Source organism: Stenotrophomonas sp. SbOxS2 (assembly GCF_013416715.1).
GTDB lineage: Bacteria > Pseudomonadota > Gammaproteobacteria > Xanthomonadales > Xanthomonadaceae > Stenotrophomonas > Stenotrophomonas lactitubi.
On record NZ_JAAVXD010000008.1, the window covers coordinates 97,025 to 112,052 of the forward strand.

General features: G+C 66.3%; 14 protein-coding genes and 1 pseudogene. 4 read left to right on the top strand and 11 right to left on the bottom strand.

Annotated features, from left to right (window positions below):
* Positions 1–9 precede the first annotated feature (9 nt).
* Positions 10–273 carry a hypothetical protein gene (locus HFK18_RS19365; protein ID WP_180167533.1) on the bottom strand — a complete coding sequence of 88 codons (264 nt, stop codon included), beginning with the start codon at positions 271–273 and terminating at the stop codon, positions 10–12.
* A gap of 139 nt (positions 274–412) precedes the next feature.
* Between HFK18_RS19365 and HFK18_RS19370 the strand changes: the two genes are divergently transcribed.
* Entirely contained in the window at positions 413–790 is a 378-nt protein-coding gene (locus HFK18_RS19370; RefSeq protein WP_180167534.1) for a VOC family protein, read from the top strand.
* 42 nt (positions 791–832) lie between these two features.
* On the opposite strand, the gene HFK18_RS19375 is transcribed toward HFK18_RS19370, so the two are convergent.
* From HFK18_RS19375 to HFK18_RS19400, 6 genes are all read right to left on the bottom strand, one after another.
* A complete protein-coding gene (locus HFK18_RS19375; protein ID WP_025878845.1) occupies positions 833–2,254 on the bottom strand; it encodes an efflux transporter outer membrane subunit in 1,422 nt (473 codons plus the stop codon).
* Complete coding sequence (locus tag HFK18_RS19380; protein WP_089240412.1) at positions 2,248–2,985, bottom strand: SDR family oxidoreductase; 738 nt, start codon at positions 2,983–2,985, stop codon at positions 2,248–2,250. The genes HFK18_RS19375 and HFK18_RS19380 overlap by 7 nt, the downstream gene beginning before the upstream one ends.
* A 63-nt stretch (positions 2,986–3,048) precedes the next feature.
* Positions 3,049–6,219, bottom strand: coding sequence for a multidrug efflux RND transporter permease subunit (locus HFK18_RS19385; protein WP_089240410.1), 3,171 nt, complete (start codon positions 6,217–6,219; stop codon positions 3,049–3,051).
* A gap of 112 nt (positions 6,220–6,331) precedes the next feature.
* Positions 6,332–7,555: an efflux RND transporter periplasmic adaptor subunit gene (locus HFK18_RS19390; RefSeq protein WP_180167535.1), complete on the bottom strand. Its 1,224-nt coding sequence runs from the start codon at positions 7,553–7,555 to the stop codon at positions 6,332–6,334.
* A 91-nt stretch (positions 7,556–7,646) separates the two neighbouring features.
* A complete protein-coding gene (locus tag HFK18_RS19395) occupies positions 7,647–8,417 on the bottom strand; it encodes an SDR family NAD(P)-dependent oxidoreductase (RefSeq protein ID WP_100552200.1) in 771 nt (256 codons plus the stop codon).
* Positions 8,414–8,641 (bottom strand): hypothetical protein, encoded by a 228-nt coding sequence (locus HFK18_RS19400; RefSeq protein WP_100552199.1) that lies wholly within the window; start codon positions 8,639–8,641, stop codon positions 8,414–8,416. The genes HFK18_RS19395 and HFK18_RS19400 overlap by 4 nt, the downstream gene beginning before the upstream one ends.
* Positions 8,642–8,788: 147 nt before the next feature.
* On the opposite strand from HFK18_RS19400, the gene HFK18_RS19405 reads away from it, so the two are divergent.
* Positions 8,789–9,820: a LysR family transcriptional regulator gene (locus tag HFK18_RS19405; protein WP_180167536.1), complete on the top strand. Its 1,032-nt coding sequence runs from the start codon at positions 8,789–8,791 to the stop codon at positions 9,818–9,820.
* Positions 9,821–9,986: 166 nt separating this feature from the next.
* Here the strand turns inward: HFK18_RS19405 and HFK18_RS19410 are convergent, their stop codons facing one another.
* Positions 9,987–10,682, bottom strand: coding sequence for an OmpA family protein (locus HFK18_RS19410; RefSeq protein ID WP_100464910.1), 696 nt, complete (start codon positions 10,680–10,682; stop codon positions 9,987–9,989).
* Positions 10,683–10,823: 141 nt separating this feature from the next.
* Entirely contained in the window at positions 10,824–12,239 is a 1,416-nt protein-coding gene (locus HFK18_RS19415) for a deoxyribodipyrimidine photo-lyase (RefSeq protein ID WP_180167537.1), read from the bottom strand.
* A gap of 111 nt (positions 12,240–12,350) precedes the next feature.
* Between HFK18_RS19415 and HFK18_RS19420 the strand changes: the two genes are divergently transcribed.
* Together HFK18_RS19420 and HFK18_RS21975 are read left to right on the top strand one after the other, a co-directional pair.
* The gene (locus HFK18_RS19420; RefSeq protein WP_180167538.1) at positions 12,351–12,932 is read left to right on the top strand and encodes a hypothetical protein; all 582 of its coding nucleotides are present in this window, start codon (positions 12,351–12,353) and stop codon (positions 12,930–12,932) included.
* 380 nt (positions 12,933–13,312) lie between these two features.
* Complete coding sequence (locus HFK18_RS21975) at positions 13,313–13,435, top strand: hypothetical protein (RefSeq protein ID WP_257216344.1); 123 nt, start codon at positions 13,313–13,315, stop codon at positions 13,433–13,435.
* A 94-nt stretch (positions 13,436–13,529) separates the two neighbouring features.
* Here HFK18_RS21975 and HFK18_RS19425 read toward each other — a convergent pair.
* A pseudogene (locus HFK18_RS19425) lies at positions 13,530–13,664 on the bottom strand (inorganic diphosphatase); the annotation flags it as partial.
* Between the two features lie 10 nt (positions 13,665–13,674).
* Positions 13,675–15,024, bottom strand: a complete 1,350-nt coding sequence (locus HFK18_RS19430; protein WP_180167629.1) for a metallophosphoesterase family protein — start codon at positions 15,022–15,024, stop codon at positions 13,675–13,677.
* Positions 15,025–15,028: the final 4 nt, after the last annotated feature.

Here is a 15,028-nt window from a genome sequence, read left to right on the forward strand (position 1 = left end):
CGGCCCTCGCTACGGCGGGGGTCGCTTGCCCAGCAGCCGGTACAGCGCCTGGTGCTGGTCGCGCGCCTGGCAGATGCGTGCGCCGATGGCCAGGAACACCGCAATGCCGACAAGGCCAATACCCAGCAGTGAGTCGGGCAGGCGCAGGAAGCCGATCACCGCAGCCATTGCCGCCAGTACCAGCAGCATCACCACGGCGACCGACAGGCCGGCCCCCGGCAGGCCGGGATCGCCCAGCAGCGTCCGTTGGGTCGATTGCTTCTGTTCGCTCATGTCCCGTCCTCCCTTGGTTTCCCCACTAGTTACACGGTGGGCCGCAGTTCCGGCAGAGTCAGAAACGTCATGACCGCGACAACGCGCGCGGCGGCGCACGCGCTACCCTGCCGGCACCCTCATTGAGCGGAGACGGCACATGACCCATCGCAGCCGACTGGCCGGTTTCATCATCGATTGCCAGGACACGCCTGCCGCAGACAGCGCCCGCTTCTGGGCCGCAGCGCTGGGCCTGCAGGCTGAGCCCGCCCGTGCCGAAGGCGACGCAGAGTACGCCGACCTGACAGGTGCGCCGGCAGGCTTGAACGTAGAGGTGCAGCGGGTCGATCACCCGTCGCGGGTGCATCTGGATATCGAAAGCGACGACATCGACGCCGAAGTCGAACGGCTGGAAAAACTCGGTGCGCGCCGGGTCGGTTTCGTCAAACGCTGGTGGGTGATGGAAGCGCCCACCGGTCATCGTTTCTGCATCGTGCGCATGCGCGATCACGATGCCCCGGCCAACCTCTGGCCATAGCGAAAAAAGGGGACGGAAGCAGATGCTCCCGTCCCCTGCCGATCAGCGCGCCTGGGCCACGCTCGGCGCCTGCGGTGACTGGCCCCAGCCACCGAGTGCCTTGTACACGCCCACCACGCTGACGTTGACCTCCGATTCGGCGGCCGCCAGTGCATCGTCGGCCACCAGTTGCGTGCGCTGCGCGTCAAGCAGGGTCAGGAAGTCTTCCGAGCCCTCGCGGTAGCGGATCTGCGCCAGCGATTCGGCACGTCGCGCCGCCTGCGCCTGCTCGACCACAATGGCCAGCCGGGCCTGCTGCTTGGAATAGCGGGTCAACGCGTTTTCGGTGTCTTCCAGCGCCAGCAGCACCGCCTGTTCGTACTGCGCGGCTACGCCCTCGGCCTCGGCCTTGCTGGCACGCAGGCGTGCCTTGACCGTACCGAAGTCGAATGCCGCCCAGCTCAGCGACGGAGTCAGCGACCAGGCCTTGTTGTTGCCGTTGACCAGGCCACTGGCATCGCCACCGAGGAAGCCGACGAAACCAGACAACGACAGCCGTGGGAACAGATCGGCGGTGGCAACACCGACACGCGCGGTGGCGGCAGCCAGGCGACGTTCGGCGACCCGCACGTCGGCACGCTGACGCAGCAGTTCGCGGGTATCGCCCAGCGGCAATGCCTTGGCAAACGCCGGCACTTCGTGCGGCGCAAGCATGGCGGTCAGCACTTCCGGGCGCTGCCCAAGCAGCACGGCGAGCCGGTTGCGCGACTGCGTCTCGGCCACTTCCAGCAGCGGGATGTCGGCCTCGATGGCCTTCAACCGTGCGCGGCTGCTCTGCACGTCCAGCTCGCTGCCGGCACCCAGCTCCCAGCGTGCCTCGGTCAGCCGCTGCGTATCGCGCAGGTTGACCAGGGTGCGCTGGGCCACTGCGATGCGCTTCTGGGTGCCACGCAACTCGAAGTAGTTGCGTGCCACTTCGGCAGCGATCAGCACCTGCGCGTCGGCGAGGTTGGCCTGCTCTGCGTCCAGGTCGGCACGCGCGGCCTCTGCAGCACGGCGCTTGCGGCCGAACAGATCCAGCTCCCAGCCCGCATCGAAGCCGAGCTGGTAGCTTTCACTGAACACCCGCTGCCCACCCAGCTGCGGATCGGGTTGCTTGCGGCGATCGTAGCTGCCGCCAGCGGTAACGTGTGGCGCCTGGTCGAAGCGGCTCTCGACGAACACTGCACGGGCCTGGCTGACACGGGCAACAGCCACGCGCAGGTCCAGGTTGTCCGACAGCGCGCCGTGCACCAGCTCTTCAAGCACCGGATCATCGAACTGCGCCCACCAGCTGGCCACCGGCGAGGTGGTGCTGAACACCGGCTGCTGCGCGCCCTGCAGGACGACGGGCTCCTGCACCGGTGCTTTGTAGTTGGGGCCGACGCTGACACAGCCCGCCAGCACCAGGCTGGAGACGGCCATCGCCAGGGTGCGGATCACCATGGCAGCACCTCGCCCAGGTAAGTGAAGCTGCCGCTGGCACCGGACTCGCCGATCAGCGACATCTGCACGCTGGAGCGTGCGCCCTCGGCGATTTCGATCTCGCCGTTGCCACCGTTCATATCGGTTTTCACGTAGCCGGGGTGCACGGTGTTGACCTTGATCGGCGTGCTGCGCAGCTCATGGGCCAGGGCCAGCGTCCAACTGTTCACTGCGGCCTTGGACGCGTTGTACGCCGGGATCTTGAAGTCGTAGATGCCCGAGGTCGGATCGGCATGCAGCGTCTGCGAGCCGAGCATGCTGGAGACGTTGACGATGCGGCCGGACTTCGCCTGCTTGATCAGCGGCAGGAAGGCCTGGGTCACTGCCACCAGCGCGTACACGTTGGTGTCGAAGGTGCGACGCCAGGTGTCCAGCGATTGTTCCGACGGCAACTGTGCCGGGTTCTCGATCATGATGCCGGCGTTGTTGACCAGGATGTCCAGACGGCCATGGCGCTGACGCACCTGCTCGACCGCCTCGGCGATGCTGGCGCCATCGTTGACGTCCAGCTGCAGTGCCTCCACCGGCAGGCCCTCGGCCTGCAGCTTCAGCGCCAGTTCGACGGCGGTCTCGCGCTTGCGCCCGGCCAGCAGCGTATGCACGCCGGCCTGCGCCAGCTGACGCACGGTTTCCAGGCCGATGCCGCGGGTTGCGCCGGTGACCAGCGCGATCTTGTTCTGATGGGTGTTCATGGATTCATTGCCTTGGTAGGGGGAAGCGGGCGCCGGTGGTTGCCGGCGCCGCTGTTTTCCATGTCAGTGGTGGATGGTCGGCTCGCCGTGCTGCACCAGCTGGCCACCACCATTGCGGGTGACGAACTTGCGCAGTGCCACGTAGAACACCGGGGTCAGGAACAGGCCGAACAGGGTCACGCCCAGCATGCCGGCGAACACGGTGATACCGGTCACCGAGCGCACTTCGGCGCCAGCACCATGCGACAGCACCAGCGGCACGGTGCCGGCGATGAAGGCGATGGAGGTCATCACGATCGGGCGCAGACGCAGGCGGCAGGCTTCCAGTGCCGCTTCGACGATGCCCTTGCCGCCCATCTCCAGCTCTCTGGCGAACTCGACGATCAGGATCGCGTTCTTGCACGCCAGGCCCATCAGCACCACCAGGCCGACCTGCACGAACACGTTGTTGTCGCCGCCGGTCATCCACACACCGAACAGCGCGGACAGCAGGGTCATCGGCACGATCAGGATCACCGCCAGCGGCAGCGACCAGCTTTCGTACAGCGCGGCCAGCACCAGGAACGCCAGCATGATCGCCACCGGGAACACGATGAAGGCAGCCTTGCCCTGGGTCGCCTGCTGGTAGCTCAGGTCGGTCCATTCGGTCGCCATGCCGACCGGCAGCACCTTGGCGGCGATGGCGGTGAGGTTGTTCATCGCTTCGGCCGAGGACAGCACACGCGGGTCGGCTTCACCGGCCAGGTCAGCGGCCGGGTAGCCGTTGAAGCGCAGCACCGGGTCCGGACCGTAGGTTTCCTTGACGGTAACCATCGAGCCGATCGGCACCATCTCGCCACGATCGTTGCGGGTGCGCAGCTTGCCGATGTCCTCGACGCTGTCACGGAACTGGCCATCGGCCTGTGCGATCACCTGCCAGGTACGCCCGAACTGGTTGAAGTCGTTGACGTAGGCCGAACCCAGGTAGGTCTGCAGCGTGTCGAACAACTCGGTCAGCTGTACGCCCTGGGCCTTGGCCTTGACACGGTCCACCTCGGCATCCAGCTGCGGCACGTTGGCCTGGTAGCTGGTGATCGGGAAGGCCATGCCCGGGGTCTGTGCAACCGCACCCTGCATCGACTGCACCGCGTTCTGCAACGCGCCATAGCCGAGGTTGCCACGGTCCTGGATGAACATCTGGTAGCCGTTGCCGTTACCGAGGCCAAGGATCGGCGGCGGCATCATGGCGAAGGCAAACCCTTCCTGCAGACCGGCGATCTTCTGGTTGATCTCCGCATTGATCTGCGCGGCGGTGCGGCCATGGCGCTCGCTGAACGGCTTGAGCGGAATGAACGCGACACCGGTGTTGGGCGTGTTGGTGAACTGCAGGGCATTCAGGCCCGGGAACGAGATGGTGTGCGCCACACCGTCGGTTTCCTGGGCGATCTTGGCGACCTTGCGCAGCATTTCATCGGTACGCGCGATCGACGACCCTTCCGGCAGCTTCACACCCGCGATCAGGTACAGCTTGTCCTGGGTCGGAATGAAGCCCGGCGGCACCAGCTTGAAGATGAAGCCGGTACCCACCAGCAGCACCGCGTACACCACGAACACCGCACCACGACGGCCGAGGATCTTCGACACGCCACGCTCGTACTTTTCCGAGCTGGACTTGAAGAAGCGGTTGAACGGACGGAACACCCAGCCGAACAGACGGTCGATGATGCGGGTCGGGGCATCCTTCGGCGCGCCATGCGGCTTCAGCAGGCGGGCAGCCAGGGCCGGCGACAGGGTCAGCGAGTTGATCGCCGAGATCACCGTGGAAATGGCGATGGTGACCGCGAACTGCTTGTAGAACTGCCCGGTGACGCCCGACAGGAACGCCATCGGCACGAACACCGCACACAGCACCAGCGCGATGGCGATGATCGGCCCGGACACTTCGCGCATCGCCTGATGCGCAGCGGCCAGCGGGGTCAGGCCTTCCTCGATGTTGCGTTCAACGTTTTCCACCACCACGATCGCGTCATCGACCACGATGCCGATGGCCAGCACCAGGCCGAACAGGCTCAGCGTGTTGATCGAGAAGCCCAGCAGGTACAGCGCGCCGAACGTACCGACGATCGACACCGGCACTGCGATGAGCGGGATGATCGAGGCACGCCAGGTCTGCAGGAACAGGATCACCACCAGCACCACCAGCGCGATGGCTTCCAGCAGGGTCGAGACCACCGCCTTGATCGAGTCGCGCACGAAGATGGTGGTGTCATACACCGCTTCGTACTTCACGTCGGCCGGCATGGTCTTCTGCATCTCGTCCATGCTGGCCATCACCGCATCGCGGATCTCCAGCGCGTTGGCGCCGGGGGCCTGGAAGATACCGATACCCACCGCGTTCTTGCCGTCCAGCTGCGAGCGCAGCGTGTAGTCGCCGGCACCCAGTTCAACCCGGGCCACGTCCGACAACCGCACCACTTCACCGTCGGCGCCGCTCTTGAGCACGATGTCGCCGAACTCCTGCTCGCTGCGCAGGCGGCCCTGGGCGTTGATCAGGGTCAGGAACTGGCTGTTGGGCATCGGCTCGGCGCCGAGCTGGCCGGCCGAGACCTGCACGTTCTGCTCGCGCATGGCGCGCACCACGTCGCTGGCGGTCAGGCCGCGCGAGGCAACCTTGTCCGGGTCCAGCCAGGCGCGCATGGCGTAGTCACCACCACCGAAGATCTGCGCGTCGCCCACGCCCTGGATACGTGCCAGCGCGTCCTTGACGTGCAGGCGGGCGTAGTTGCGCAGGTACAGGGTGTCGTACTTGCCGTTGGGGGAGGTCAGGTGCACCACCATCAGGAAGGTGGGCGACTGCTTCTGGGTGGTCACGCCTTGCCGGCGTACGTCCTCGGGCAGTCGCGCCTGGGCCTGGGCGACACGGTTCTGCACCTTCACCGCCGCTTCGTCCGGGTCGGTGCCCGGGCGGAAGGTGATGGTCATCTGCAGCACGCCGTCAGAGCCGGCCACCGACTTGAGGTAGATCATGCCCTCAACGCCGTTGATGGCCTCCTCCAGCGGGGTGGCCACGGTTTCGGCGATCACCTTGGGGTTGGCGCCGGGATACACGGTACGCACCACGACCGACGGCGGCACCACTTCGGGGTACTCGCCGATGGGCAGCATCGGAATCGAGATCAGGCCGGCGGCGAAGATCACGATCGACAGCACCGCCGCGAAGATCGGCCTGTCGATGAAGAAACGGGAAAAGTCCATGGAAGAATTCCTGGAAAAGGCCGTCGGCGGGCAACAGCCGCCCTGCCCCTCGCCAATCTGGCGAAGGCAGTGACGGCTGCCGCTGGCACCGGCAGCTAAGCGGGGACGCGGATCAGTGGTTCAGTGCGGCAGTTGCATCGCGACCCGGCGCCGGCGCAGCGGTGGGCTGCATCGCCACCGCCTTCGCCTGCACCGGCATACCGGGCATGAAGACCTTCTGCACGCCATCGATGATCACCTTGTCACCGGCGGCCAGACCCTTCTCGACAATGCGCAGGCCTTCGGCGGTGCGGCCAAGCTGGATGTCGCGACGCTGGGCCTTGCCATCCTTGTCGACCACGTAGACGTACTTGCGGTCCTGGTCGGTCAGCACGGCCTTGTCGTCGATCAGCATCGCCTGGAACTGGCCGCTGCCGAGCAGCTGCACGCGGGCGAACAGGCCCGGGGTGAACTGGCGATCGGCGTTGTCCAGCAGCGCGCGGACGCGGATGGTGCCGGTGCTGCGGGTCACCTGGTTGTCGAGGAAGTCGACCTTGCCCGTGTGCGGGTAGCCTTCTTCACCGGACAGGCCGACCTTCACCGGCAGCTCACTGTCGCGCTCGCTCGGGCGCTCGCCCTTGCGTGCCATCTGCGCGTACCGCAGGAAGGTGCTTTCGTCGGCATCGAAATAGACGAACACCGTATCCAGCGAGACCAGCGTGGTCAGCACGCTGGCACTGTCACCGGCGGTGACCAGGTTGCCGGCGGTGACCATCGCGCGACCGGCACGGCCGTCGATCGGCGCACGCACCTTGGTGAACTCAAGGTTGAGGCGGGCTGCATCCAGCGCGGCCTGCGCAGCCTGCACTGCCGCACCGGACTGGTCGGCGGCTGCGCGACGCTGTTCGGCCGTTTCGGTGGAGATCGCCTGCTGCTCGGCCAGGCGCTTGGCGCGCTCGGACTCACTGCGGGCCAGCACCGCCTGGGTGCGGGCACGGGCCAGTTCGGCGTTGGCGCGATCGTACTCGGCCTGGTAGCTGCGGGCATCGATGGTGAACAGGACGGCGCCCTTCTTCACTTCTTCGCCTTCAACGTAGTTGACCTTGTCGATGTAGCCGGACACGCGCGGGCGCAGCTCGACGCTCTGCACGGCCTCGACACGACCGCTGAATTCGTCCCACTGGCTGACCTGCTTGAGCAGCACGGGGGCAGCTGAGACCTGCGGCGGGGGCGGTGCGCCAGCTTCTTCGGCATGGCCACCGCTGCAGGCAGCCAGAACGGCGGCAGCGAGGATCGACACGCCAGCCATCGCCAGGCGATGACGGAAACGATGTGGAGTGGTGTTGGGGGAAGTCATGGCATGCATCCGTACGGAGGGGTGGTACAGCTATTTGAGAATTGCTATCAACTTTTGGCGGCGTATCCTGCGACCTCAACCAAGGCTGAGGTCAAGCAACGCCTGCGGTGTCGCGCCACAGCGGCGGTATTTCCAGGTGCAGCAGCCCGCGCGGCAGTTCGGCATCACTGCTGTCGCAACGGACGATCGCGCGGTTGTCGCGGCAACCATCGAGCAGGGACACCACGCGGCGACCGACCAGCAGCGAACTGGGCCATTCGATGCAGGCATTGGCGGCGTTGGCCGGGGTGCATACCGGGCTGCACACTTCCAACATCTGCGCACGAACGCCCACGGCCTGCGCTTCCTGGTGCACCACCTGCGCGTACATGCGCAGCGCGGCCGTGGTGATCGAGGTCTCGCCATAACCGGCCCAGGGCTTCAGCCCGGCCGGGCTGCCGATCATCACGTAGCGACGGGCGTGCACGTTGTCCTGCAGCAGCGGCAACAGATGCCGCACCGCGTGCACATGCGGCATCAGGTCAGCCTGCAATGCCGCCGCCAGTGCGTCACCGCCGCGCTCGACCACACGACCGCGGTTGTACGGACCACCCATTGCCGCGATCACTGCCGCAAGCGGACGCGGACGCTGCGCCACGCGTTCGGCCACCACACGCGCAGAGCTGTCATCGCTCAGCGAACCCAGCATCGTCTGCAGGCCCGGCTCATCGGCGAACTGCTCGTGCAATGCAGCCAGGCGGCGCGGATCGCGGCCGACCACCAGCACGGGGCTGCCGGCCTCCAGCAGGGCGCCGACCACACCCTGGCCGACGGCACCGGTGCCGCCGAGAACCAGGACTTCGGGGGTCAGAATCCCATTCACGGGACATTTCCTCCCAAATCCGGGATAGTCCCGATTCGACGCAGTCGGTCACCCTTCTGCGAAGCAAGGCGCAAGGCACCGCCACGCTGCTGACGCATGGGTGCGGTAAACTCACGAAAGTCCTTGTGTACCAAGGAACTAGGGCGGGATTCGACGGTCATCGCCAGGTCCAGGGCGTTCTGGCCGGCGATCCGGAAACGGGCAAGAATGTTGCGCAGGCTCATGGCGGACGGGCTCCAATTAGCGAATGGCGCCACGATAGACCTCAAACCCCTACTTGATTAGTCCTGATTAAGGGGAATAATCATCCCGTCCCCGGTCCAATCGTTCTGTCACGATTGCCCCATCCCCGACGTCCAGGATTCCTGACCATGTCCCACGATCTCAACGAGACGCTGATCTTCGTCAAAGTGGTCGAGCAAGGCAGCTTCATCGCGGCTGCCAAATCGCTCGGCCTGCCCAAGACCACGGTCAGCCGCAAGGTGCAGGAACTGGAAACGCGCCTCGGTGCGCGCCTGCTGCACCGGACCACGCGCCGCCTCGGCCTCACCGAGGCCGGCTCGATCTATCACGAGCATTGCCAGCGCATCGCGCGCGAGCTTGAAGAAGCCGAAAGCGCGGTCAGCCAGCTGCAGTCCGGCCCACGCGGCTGGTTGCGCTTCACCGTGCCCTATTCGATCGGCATCACCTGGATCGCGCCGCTGCTGGGCCAGTTCCATGCGCAGTACCCGGAGATCCGCCTGGACATGCACATGGGCAACGAGAAGCTGGACCTGATCGCCGGCGAGGCCGATCTCGCCCTGCGCGTGGGTGCCCTGCCCGATTCCAACCTGGTGGCGCGCAAGCTCGGCAGCCTGCGCACGCAGGTGTTCGCCAGCCCGGCCTACATCGAGCGCTACGGCGAGCCGCTGCATCCGGAAGAGCTGCAGTTCCACCGCATCCTGGCCATGCGCAAGCCGTACCACACCGGCAGTTCGCCACGCTTTACCTGGCAGCTGGGCGAGAACGGCGGCGAGCTGCGCGACTTCCCGGTGACGCCGCTGATGACGGCCAACGACATGTCGGCGCTGAATGGTGCGCTGGTGTGCGGCGAAGGCCTGCTGCTGACCGGCGACGTGATGGCCAAGCCGTTCGTCGAGTCGGGCATGGTGCGCCGCGTGCTGGCCGGCTGGACCGGGCCGGAAGTGGATTTCAATGCCGTGTTCGCCGGCGGCCGCCTGGTCTCGCCGAAGGTGCGCGCGTTCGTCGACTTCCTGGTGGAGAAGCTCAACTTCGACGCCAACTACATGCTGGCGCAGTGCCCCGGTGCGAAGCTGGCGCGGCAGCAGCAGGAACAGGAAGAAGCGGCGCTGGCGAGCAGCGGCAAGCGGATTCTGGAGAAGGTGGCGGCGTCGGCGGCGTAATCCACAACAATCCCGCGCGCCCATCCTGGTAGATGCCGACCTTGGTCGGCACGGCTTTCCACATGCGCTATCGGCGTGCCGAGCAAGCTCGGCACCTACAAAAAATGCCGCCTGCAAGGGCGGCATTTTCGTTCCGGCTGCGCCGGAACAGCAATAACGCTGCGCGTTATTGCTTCAGAGGAATCACTCGGATCTCGACGCGGCGGTTCTTGGCACGGCCGGCATCGGTACTGTTGTCGGCAATCGGGTAGGACTTGCCAGCGCCCAGGGTCTCGATGCGCACGCTCTGCACGCCCTGACCGATCAGGTACTGCGCCACCGAATCAGCACGCTCCTTGGACAGGCGGTTGTTGACCGCGTCGCTGCCGATGCTGTCGGTGTGGCCGACCACTTCGATCATGGTCTGGTTGTAATCGCGCAGGGTGCCAGCAACGCCATTGAGCGAGCCGTAGAACTGCGGCTTCAGCGCCGACTTGCCGAAGTCGAAGGTGATGCCGTCCGGCAGGTTCAGCGTGATGTTGTCGCCCTGACGCTGCACATCGATGCCGGTGTTGGCGGTGCGCTCGCGCAGCGCGCGCTCCTGGCGATCCTGGTACTGACCCACGGCGGCGCCGCTGAGTGCACCGATACCCGCGCCGATCAGCGCGTGCTGGCGACGCTCGGTGGCGCTGTCGCCGGTCAGCAGGCCCGCGGCCACGCCGATGGCGGTACCGATCAGGGCATTGCGGCCGGTGCGGTTCTGCTGCTCGGTCGGGTTGCCGTACGGATCACTCTGCACATAGGAGCCGCCGGTGGCGCAGGCCGACAGGACGGCCGCACTCATCAGGGCCAGTGCGACGTTGCGGGTGGTGTTGCGGATCATGGTGTTCTCCTTGGTTTCCGGTCGGGCCGGCGGCTTGCGGGCGGCAACGAGGATAAACAGCCGGACGCGATGTCGGGATGATGATCGCACCGGCCGACAGGGACGTGTTCAGCTAGCTGTCTGGACCGCTCAGCCAGCGCTTTACCCCGCCGCCGACTGGCGGTAAGCAGCCAGTGCCGCATCCCGACCTGCCGCCAGGTCCACCAGCGGCATGCGCGGATACTCGGGCGCGCGTTCGGCCAACAGTTGCGGGTGCTGCCAGGGAGCGAAGCGCGCCTTCACCGGCAGCGCCGCCAGCTCCGGCACCCAGCGGCTGATGTAACTCGCTTGTGGATCGAACTTCTCGGCCTGGGTAACGGGATTGAATACCCGGAAATAGGGAGCCGCGTCGGCACCGGTACCGGCCACCCACTGCCACCCCATCGTGTTGTTGGCCAGGTCCGCGTCCACCAGCGTGTCCCAGAACCACTGCGCGCCGTGGAGCCAATGCGCACGCAGGTGCTTGCACAGGTAGCTGGCGACGATCATCCGTACCCGGTTGTGCATGTAGCCGGTATGCCAGAGCTCACGCAGGCCCGCGTCTACGATGGGGACGCCGGTGTTGCCGCGCTGCCAGTCCTGCAGCTGGGCAGCACTGGGGTTGGCCCAGGGGAAACGATCAAAACGCGGGTTGAGATTTTCCGTGGGCGTCTTCGGGAAGTGGTGCAGCAGGTGGTAGGCGAAGTCACGCCAGCCGAGCTGGCGCAGGTAGCCGTCGATGTCGGCATCGGTGCCAGCGCTGCGCAGGTCTTCCAGCGCGTGGGCGATGCGCCACGGAGCGATTTCGCCGAAATGCAGGTGCGGCGACAGCCGCGAGGTACCGACCCGGTCCGGCAGGTCGCGCTGTTCGCGATAGCCGCGCAGCGCACCCTCCTCGAACACGGACAGCGCCTCGAGCGCACCGGCCTCACCCGGCTGCCAGTGCTCCCAGAAGCCGCAGTCCCACTGCAACGACGGCGCCAGCTGCAGCGCGTCCAGCGCCAGGCCTTCAACGGTATGTGCGGCCAACGTGCGCGGCGGCGCCTGCAGGGCCGGCAATCGCCAATGGCTGAGCACGTTGCGCCAGTACGGGGTGAATACCTTGTAGGGCTGGCCCTGCTGGGTGGCGATGTCCCAGGGCTCGAACAGCAGGCTGCCGTTGCAGCTCTGCGCATCGATGCCCTGCTCGCGCAGCGTGCGTTTGACGGCGGCATCGCGGGGTTGGGTCGCCGGTTCGTACTTGCGGTTCCAGTACACCGCCTCGGCGCCGGTCTGTTCGATCAGCGCCTGCAGGGTCGGCAGGCTGTCGCCGGTGCGCAGCACCAGCGAGGAGCTGCGTGCACGCAGATCGCCATCCAGCGCTGCCAGCGAGCGGTGCCGCCAGGCGTTCGACGCGGCACCCGGCGCCCAGTCGGCCTCTTCGTGCGGGGCGTGGATGTAGACCGGCACCACATCGTGGCCCGCGTCCAGCGCCGCCTGCAGCGCCGGATTGTCCTGCAACCGCAGGTCCCGACGGAACCATACCAACGCTACCGACACGTGCACTGCCTCTCTGTCCTGGGCGGCCATGATAGCGAGCGACGGTGAAGGCGATGCGTGCGACCGGCTCTGCTAGGCTGCGTGCTCTCCTGCTTCCGCCCTGACCTCATCATGGATGATCTTCGCGCCACGTTTGCCCGCTTCGGCCCCCTGCAACCGCAACACGCTGATGCGTGGCAGGGACCATTCCCGTTGCCGGAGGTGCTGGCCGGATTCTATGCACACGTCGGCCCGTTCGGTGAGGTATTCAATCCTGCCAAAGGCCCCAGCGGCATCACCGTACCGGGGCTGGAGGTGTGGCTGCCGCCGTTGCAGCGCCTGTGGGCGTATCAGGCGGGCTACCGCTGGAATGGCATCGATGGCGAGCCGATCAGCGACTGGCCGGCGCACTGGCTGGTGATCGCCGACCGTGGCGCCGATCCCCTCATCCTCGACATCAACGATGGCCGCGTGTTGTTCGCCCGTCATGGCGCGGGCCATTGGGACGCCGACACGTTCGTCGCCGACGTACCGACCTTGATGGCCGCATTGGCGGCGGCGGGCAGCGTTTACCTCGAGGCCGATGAGGACCTGTACAGCGATGACGATGATGGTGGGATCCGTCCCGAACATCGCGAAGCGGCGCTGCGCGCTGTCGCTGCGCTGCTGGGCGACACGGACGAGGCAGAACTGTTCCTGGACGCGCTGCAGTAGATCCACGCCGTGCGTGGATGGTGTACGGGAAGGCTCAATCCACGCGTGGCGTGGATCTACTTCATGCCTTCCTGGTCACCCGCCCGTCTTTCTTTCCAGCGGCGCCTGCTTCAGCGCTGCTGAGCGGCACGGACGAGGCGGAACTGTTCCTGGACGCGATGCAGTAGATCCACGCCGTGCGTGGATGGTGTACGGGAAGGCTCAATCCACGCGTGGCGTGGATCTACTTCATGCCTTCCCTGGTCACCCGCCCGTCTTTCTTTCCAGCGGCGCCTGCTTCAGCGCTGCTGAGCGGCACGGACGAGGCAGAACTGTTCCTGGACGCGCTGCAGTAGATCCACGCCATGCGTGGATGGTGCGCGGGAAGGTTCAATCCACGCATGGCGTGGATCTACTTCATGCCTTCGTTGATCACCCGCCCGTCTTTCTTTCCTGCGGCGCCTGTTTCGGCGCTGCTGGGTGGAACGGAGGAGGCAGAACTGTTCCTGGACGCGCTGCAGTAGATCCACGCCGTGCGTGGATGGTGCACGGAAAGGTTCAATCCACGCATGGCGTGGATCTACTTCATGCCTTCGTTGATCACCCGCCCGTCTTTCTTTCCTGCGGCGCCTGCTTCGGCTGGGCGGTCAGGAACGGGTGCAGGACCGAATCCGCGGCAGCCACCGCGCTGCCCATCAGCAGCAGGGCAACGGCAATGGCGGCTATCGGAACCATGCGCGGGCGCGTGCTCATCGGTCTGTCCTCACTCCCAGCAGCGATCGGTGCGACCCTTGGCGGTCTGGGCGCGCGCGCAGTCACGCGGTGCAATTCGTCCTTCCTGCTGCTCCACCCGCTGCTTGCCGCCATTGTCATCGCGCTTCAGCTCGAAGGCGTCGTACAGGCGTCCGGTGACTGTGCGCGCTTCGTAGCGCAGATGCTGCGGGTCGATGCGCAACACCTGGAACAGCTGGGTGTCCTCGCCCACAGGTTCCATCGTCCTGCGCGCCTCGTCCGACAGACGGTACTGCTTCGGCCCTGCCACGGTCACCACGTACTGCGGCGTTGCCGCCTGCCCTTCACCGCGACGGCCGTAGGTGTGGTCATGCCCCTGCAGCACCAGATCCACCTTGTGGCGTCGCACCACCGGCAGCAGCACGTCGCGCAGGGCGGCGTTCTCGCGGCCCTCGCGCGGTGAATAGAACGGCTGGTGCAGTAGCACGATCGTCCACGGCTGCCGGTTGCCGGCCAGCACCTTGTCCAGCCACTGCGCCTGCGCCTTCGCGGTGCCGAGATCCAGCGCCGAAGTGCCATCGACCACGGCCACGCGCACACCCTGCGCATCGAACCAGTAGCTGGTACCCGCCGCTGCATTGGCACCGTTGCCCGGCAGGGCGAAGGTCACCGGCCAATGACGGCCCAGCACGCGGCGCTCCCGCGGGGTATCCTCGAATTCCTCGAAATACTCGTGGTTGCCGATCGCCGGCGCCACCAGCGTCTCCTGCGCCAGCCAGCTGGTGGCGGCGAACCACTCGCCCCATTCGCTGTCGTCCATGCTGTCGCCCCCACTGACCAGGTCACCGGCAAAAAGGCTGATCCGCGCATCCGGTGCAGCCTTCTGTGCAGCCCGCACCACGCGGCTGACATGGCTCACGTTCTTGTTCTGGGTATCGCCGAAATACAGCAGGGTCAGCGGCTGCTCGGCAGCGGCCAGCGTGCGCAGCTGGTTCCACGCGCTCCAGCTGCCATTGCCCTGTACGCGATAGACGTACAGGGTGTCCGGCTGCAGGCCATCGATGTCGGCACGATGATGATGCGACAGGCCGTTCTCGGTCTGCAGCACCTGGGTTCTCGCACGCACCTGGCGGATGCCCTCAATGGCCGGCGAATCGTCGGCCAGTGCGATTTCCAGCAGCGGCGACTGCACGCTGCCGTCGGTGCGCCAGGCCACCGCGAAACCGTGGCTGGGGTCGACCGACGGAGAGGCGACGATGCGGTCCGGCACCGATGCGGCTGCGTAGTAACGGCTGCCCGACGGCACCTGGGTGTTGGGCTCGGCCGCCGCCATCGCCAGTGATGGCAATGCCAACAGCAGGCCGACCGCAAGCAAGCGCATCAAA

What these genes read in the sequence shown, in the direction of transcription:
- HFK18_RS19365 (WP_180167533.1), bottom strand. Translation starts at nt 273, where the DNA reads ATGAGCGAACAGAAGCAATCGACCCAACGGACGCTGCTGGGCGATCCC.
- HFK18_RS19370 (WP_180167534.1), top strand. Translation starts at nt 413, where the DNA reads ATGACCCATCGCAGCCGACTGGCCGGTTTCATCATCGATTGCCAGGAC.
- HFK18_RS19375 (WP_025878845.1), bottom strand. Translation starts at nt 2,254, where the DNA reads ATGGTGATCCGCACCCTGGCGATGGCCGTCTCCAGCCTGGTGCTGGCG.
- HFK18_RS19380 (WP_089240412.1), bottom strand. Translation starts at nt 2,985, where the DNA reads ATGAACACCCATCAGAACAAGATCGCGCTGGTCACCGGCGCAACCCGC.
- HFK18_RS19385 (WP_089240410.1), bottom strand. Translation starts at nt 6,219, where the DNA reads ATGGACTTTTCCCGTTTCTTCATCGACAGGCCGATCTTCGCGGCGGTG.
- HFK18_RS19390 (WP_180167535.1), bottom strand. Translation starts at nt 7,555, where the DNA reads ATGACTTCCCCCAACACCACTCCACATCGTTTCCGTCATCGCCTGGCG.
- HFK18_RS19400 (WP_100552199.1), bottom strand. Translation starts at nt 8,641, where the DNA reads ATGAGCCTGCGCAACATTCTTGCCCGTTTCCGGATCGCCGGCCAGAAC.
- HFK18_RS19405 (WP_180167536.1), top strand. Translation starts at nt 8,789, where the DNA reads ATGTCCCACGATCTCAACGAGACGCTGATCTTCGTCAAAGTGGTCGAG.
- HFK18_RS19410 (WP_100464910.1), bottom strand. Translation starts at nt 10,682, where the DNA reads ATGATCCGCAACACCACCCGCAACGTCGCACTGGCCCTGATGAGTGCG.
- HFK18_RS19420 (WP_180167538.1), top strand. Translation starts at nt 12,351, where the DNA reads ATGGATGATCTTCGCGCCACGTTTGCCCGCTTCGGCCCCCTGCAACCG.
- HFK18_RS21975 (WP_257216344.1), top strand. Translation starts at nt 13,313, where the DNA reads ATGGCGTGGATCTACTTCATGCCTTCGTTGATCACCCGCCCGTCTTTC.
- HFK18_RS19430 (WP_180167629.1), bottom strand. Translation starts at nt 15,024, where the DNA reads ATGCGCTTGCTTGCGGTCGGCCTGCTGTTGGCATTGCCATCACTGGCG.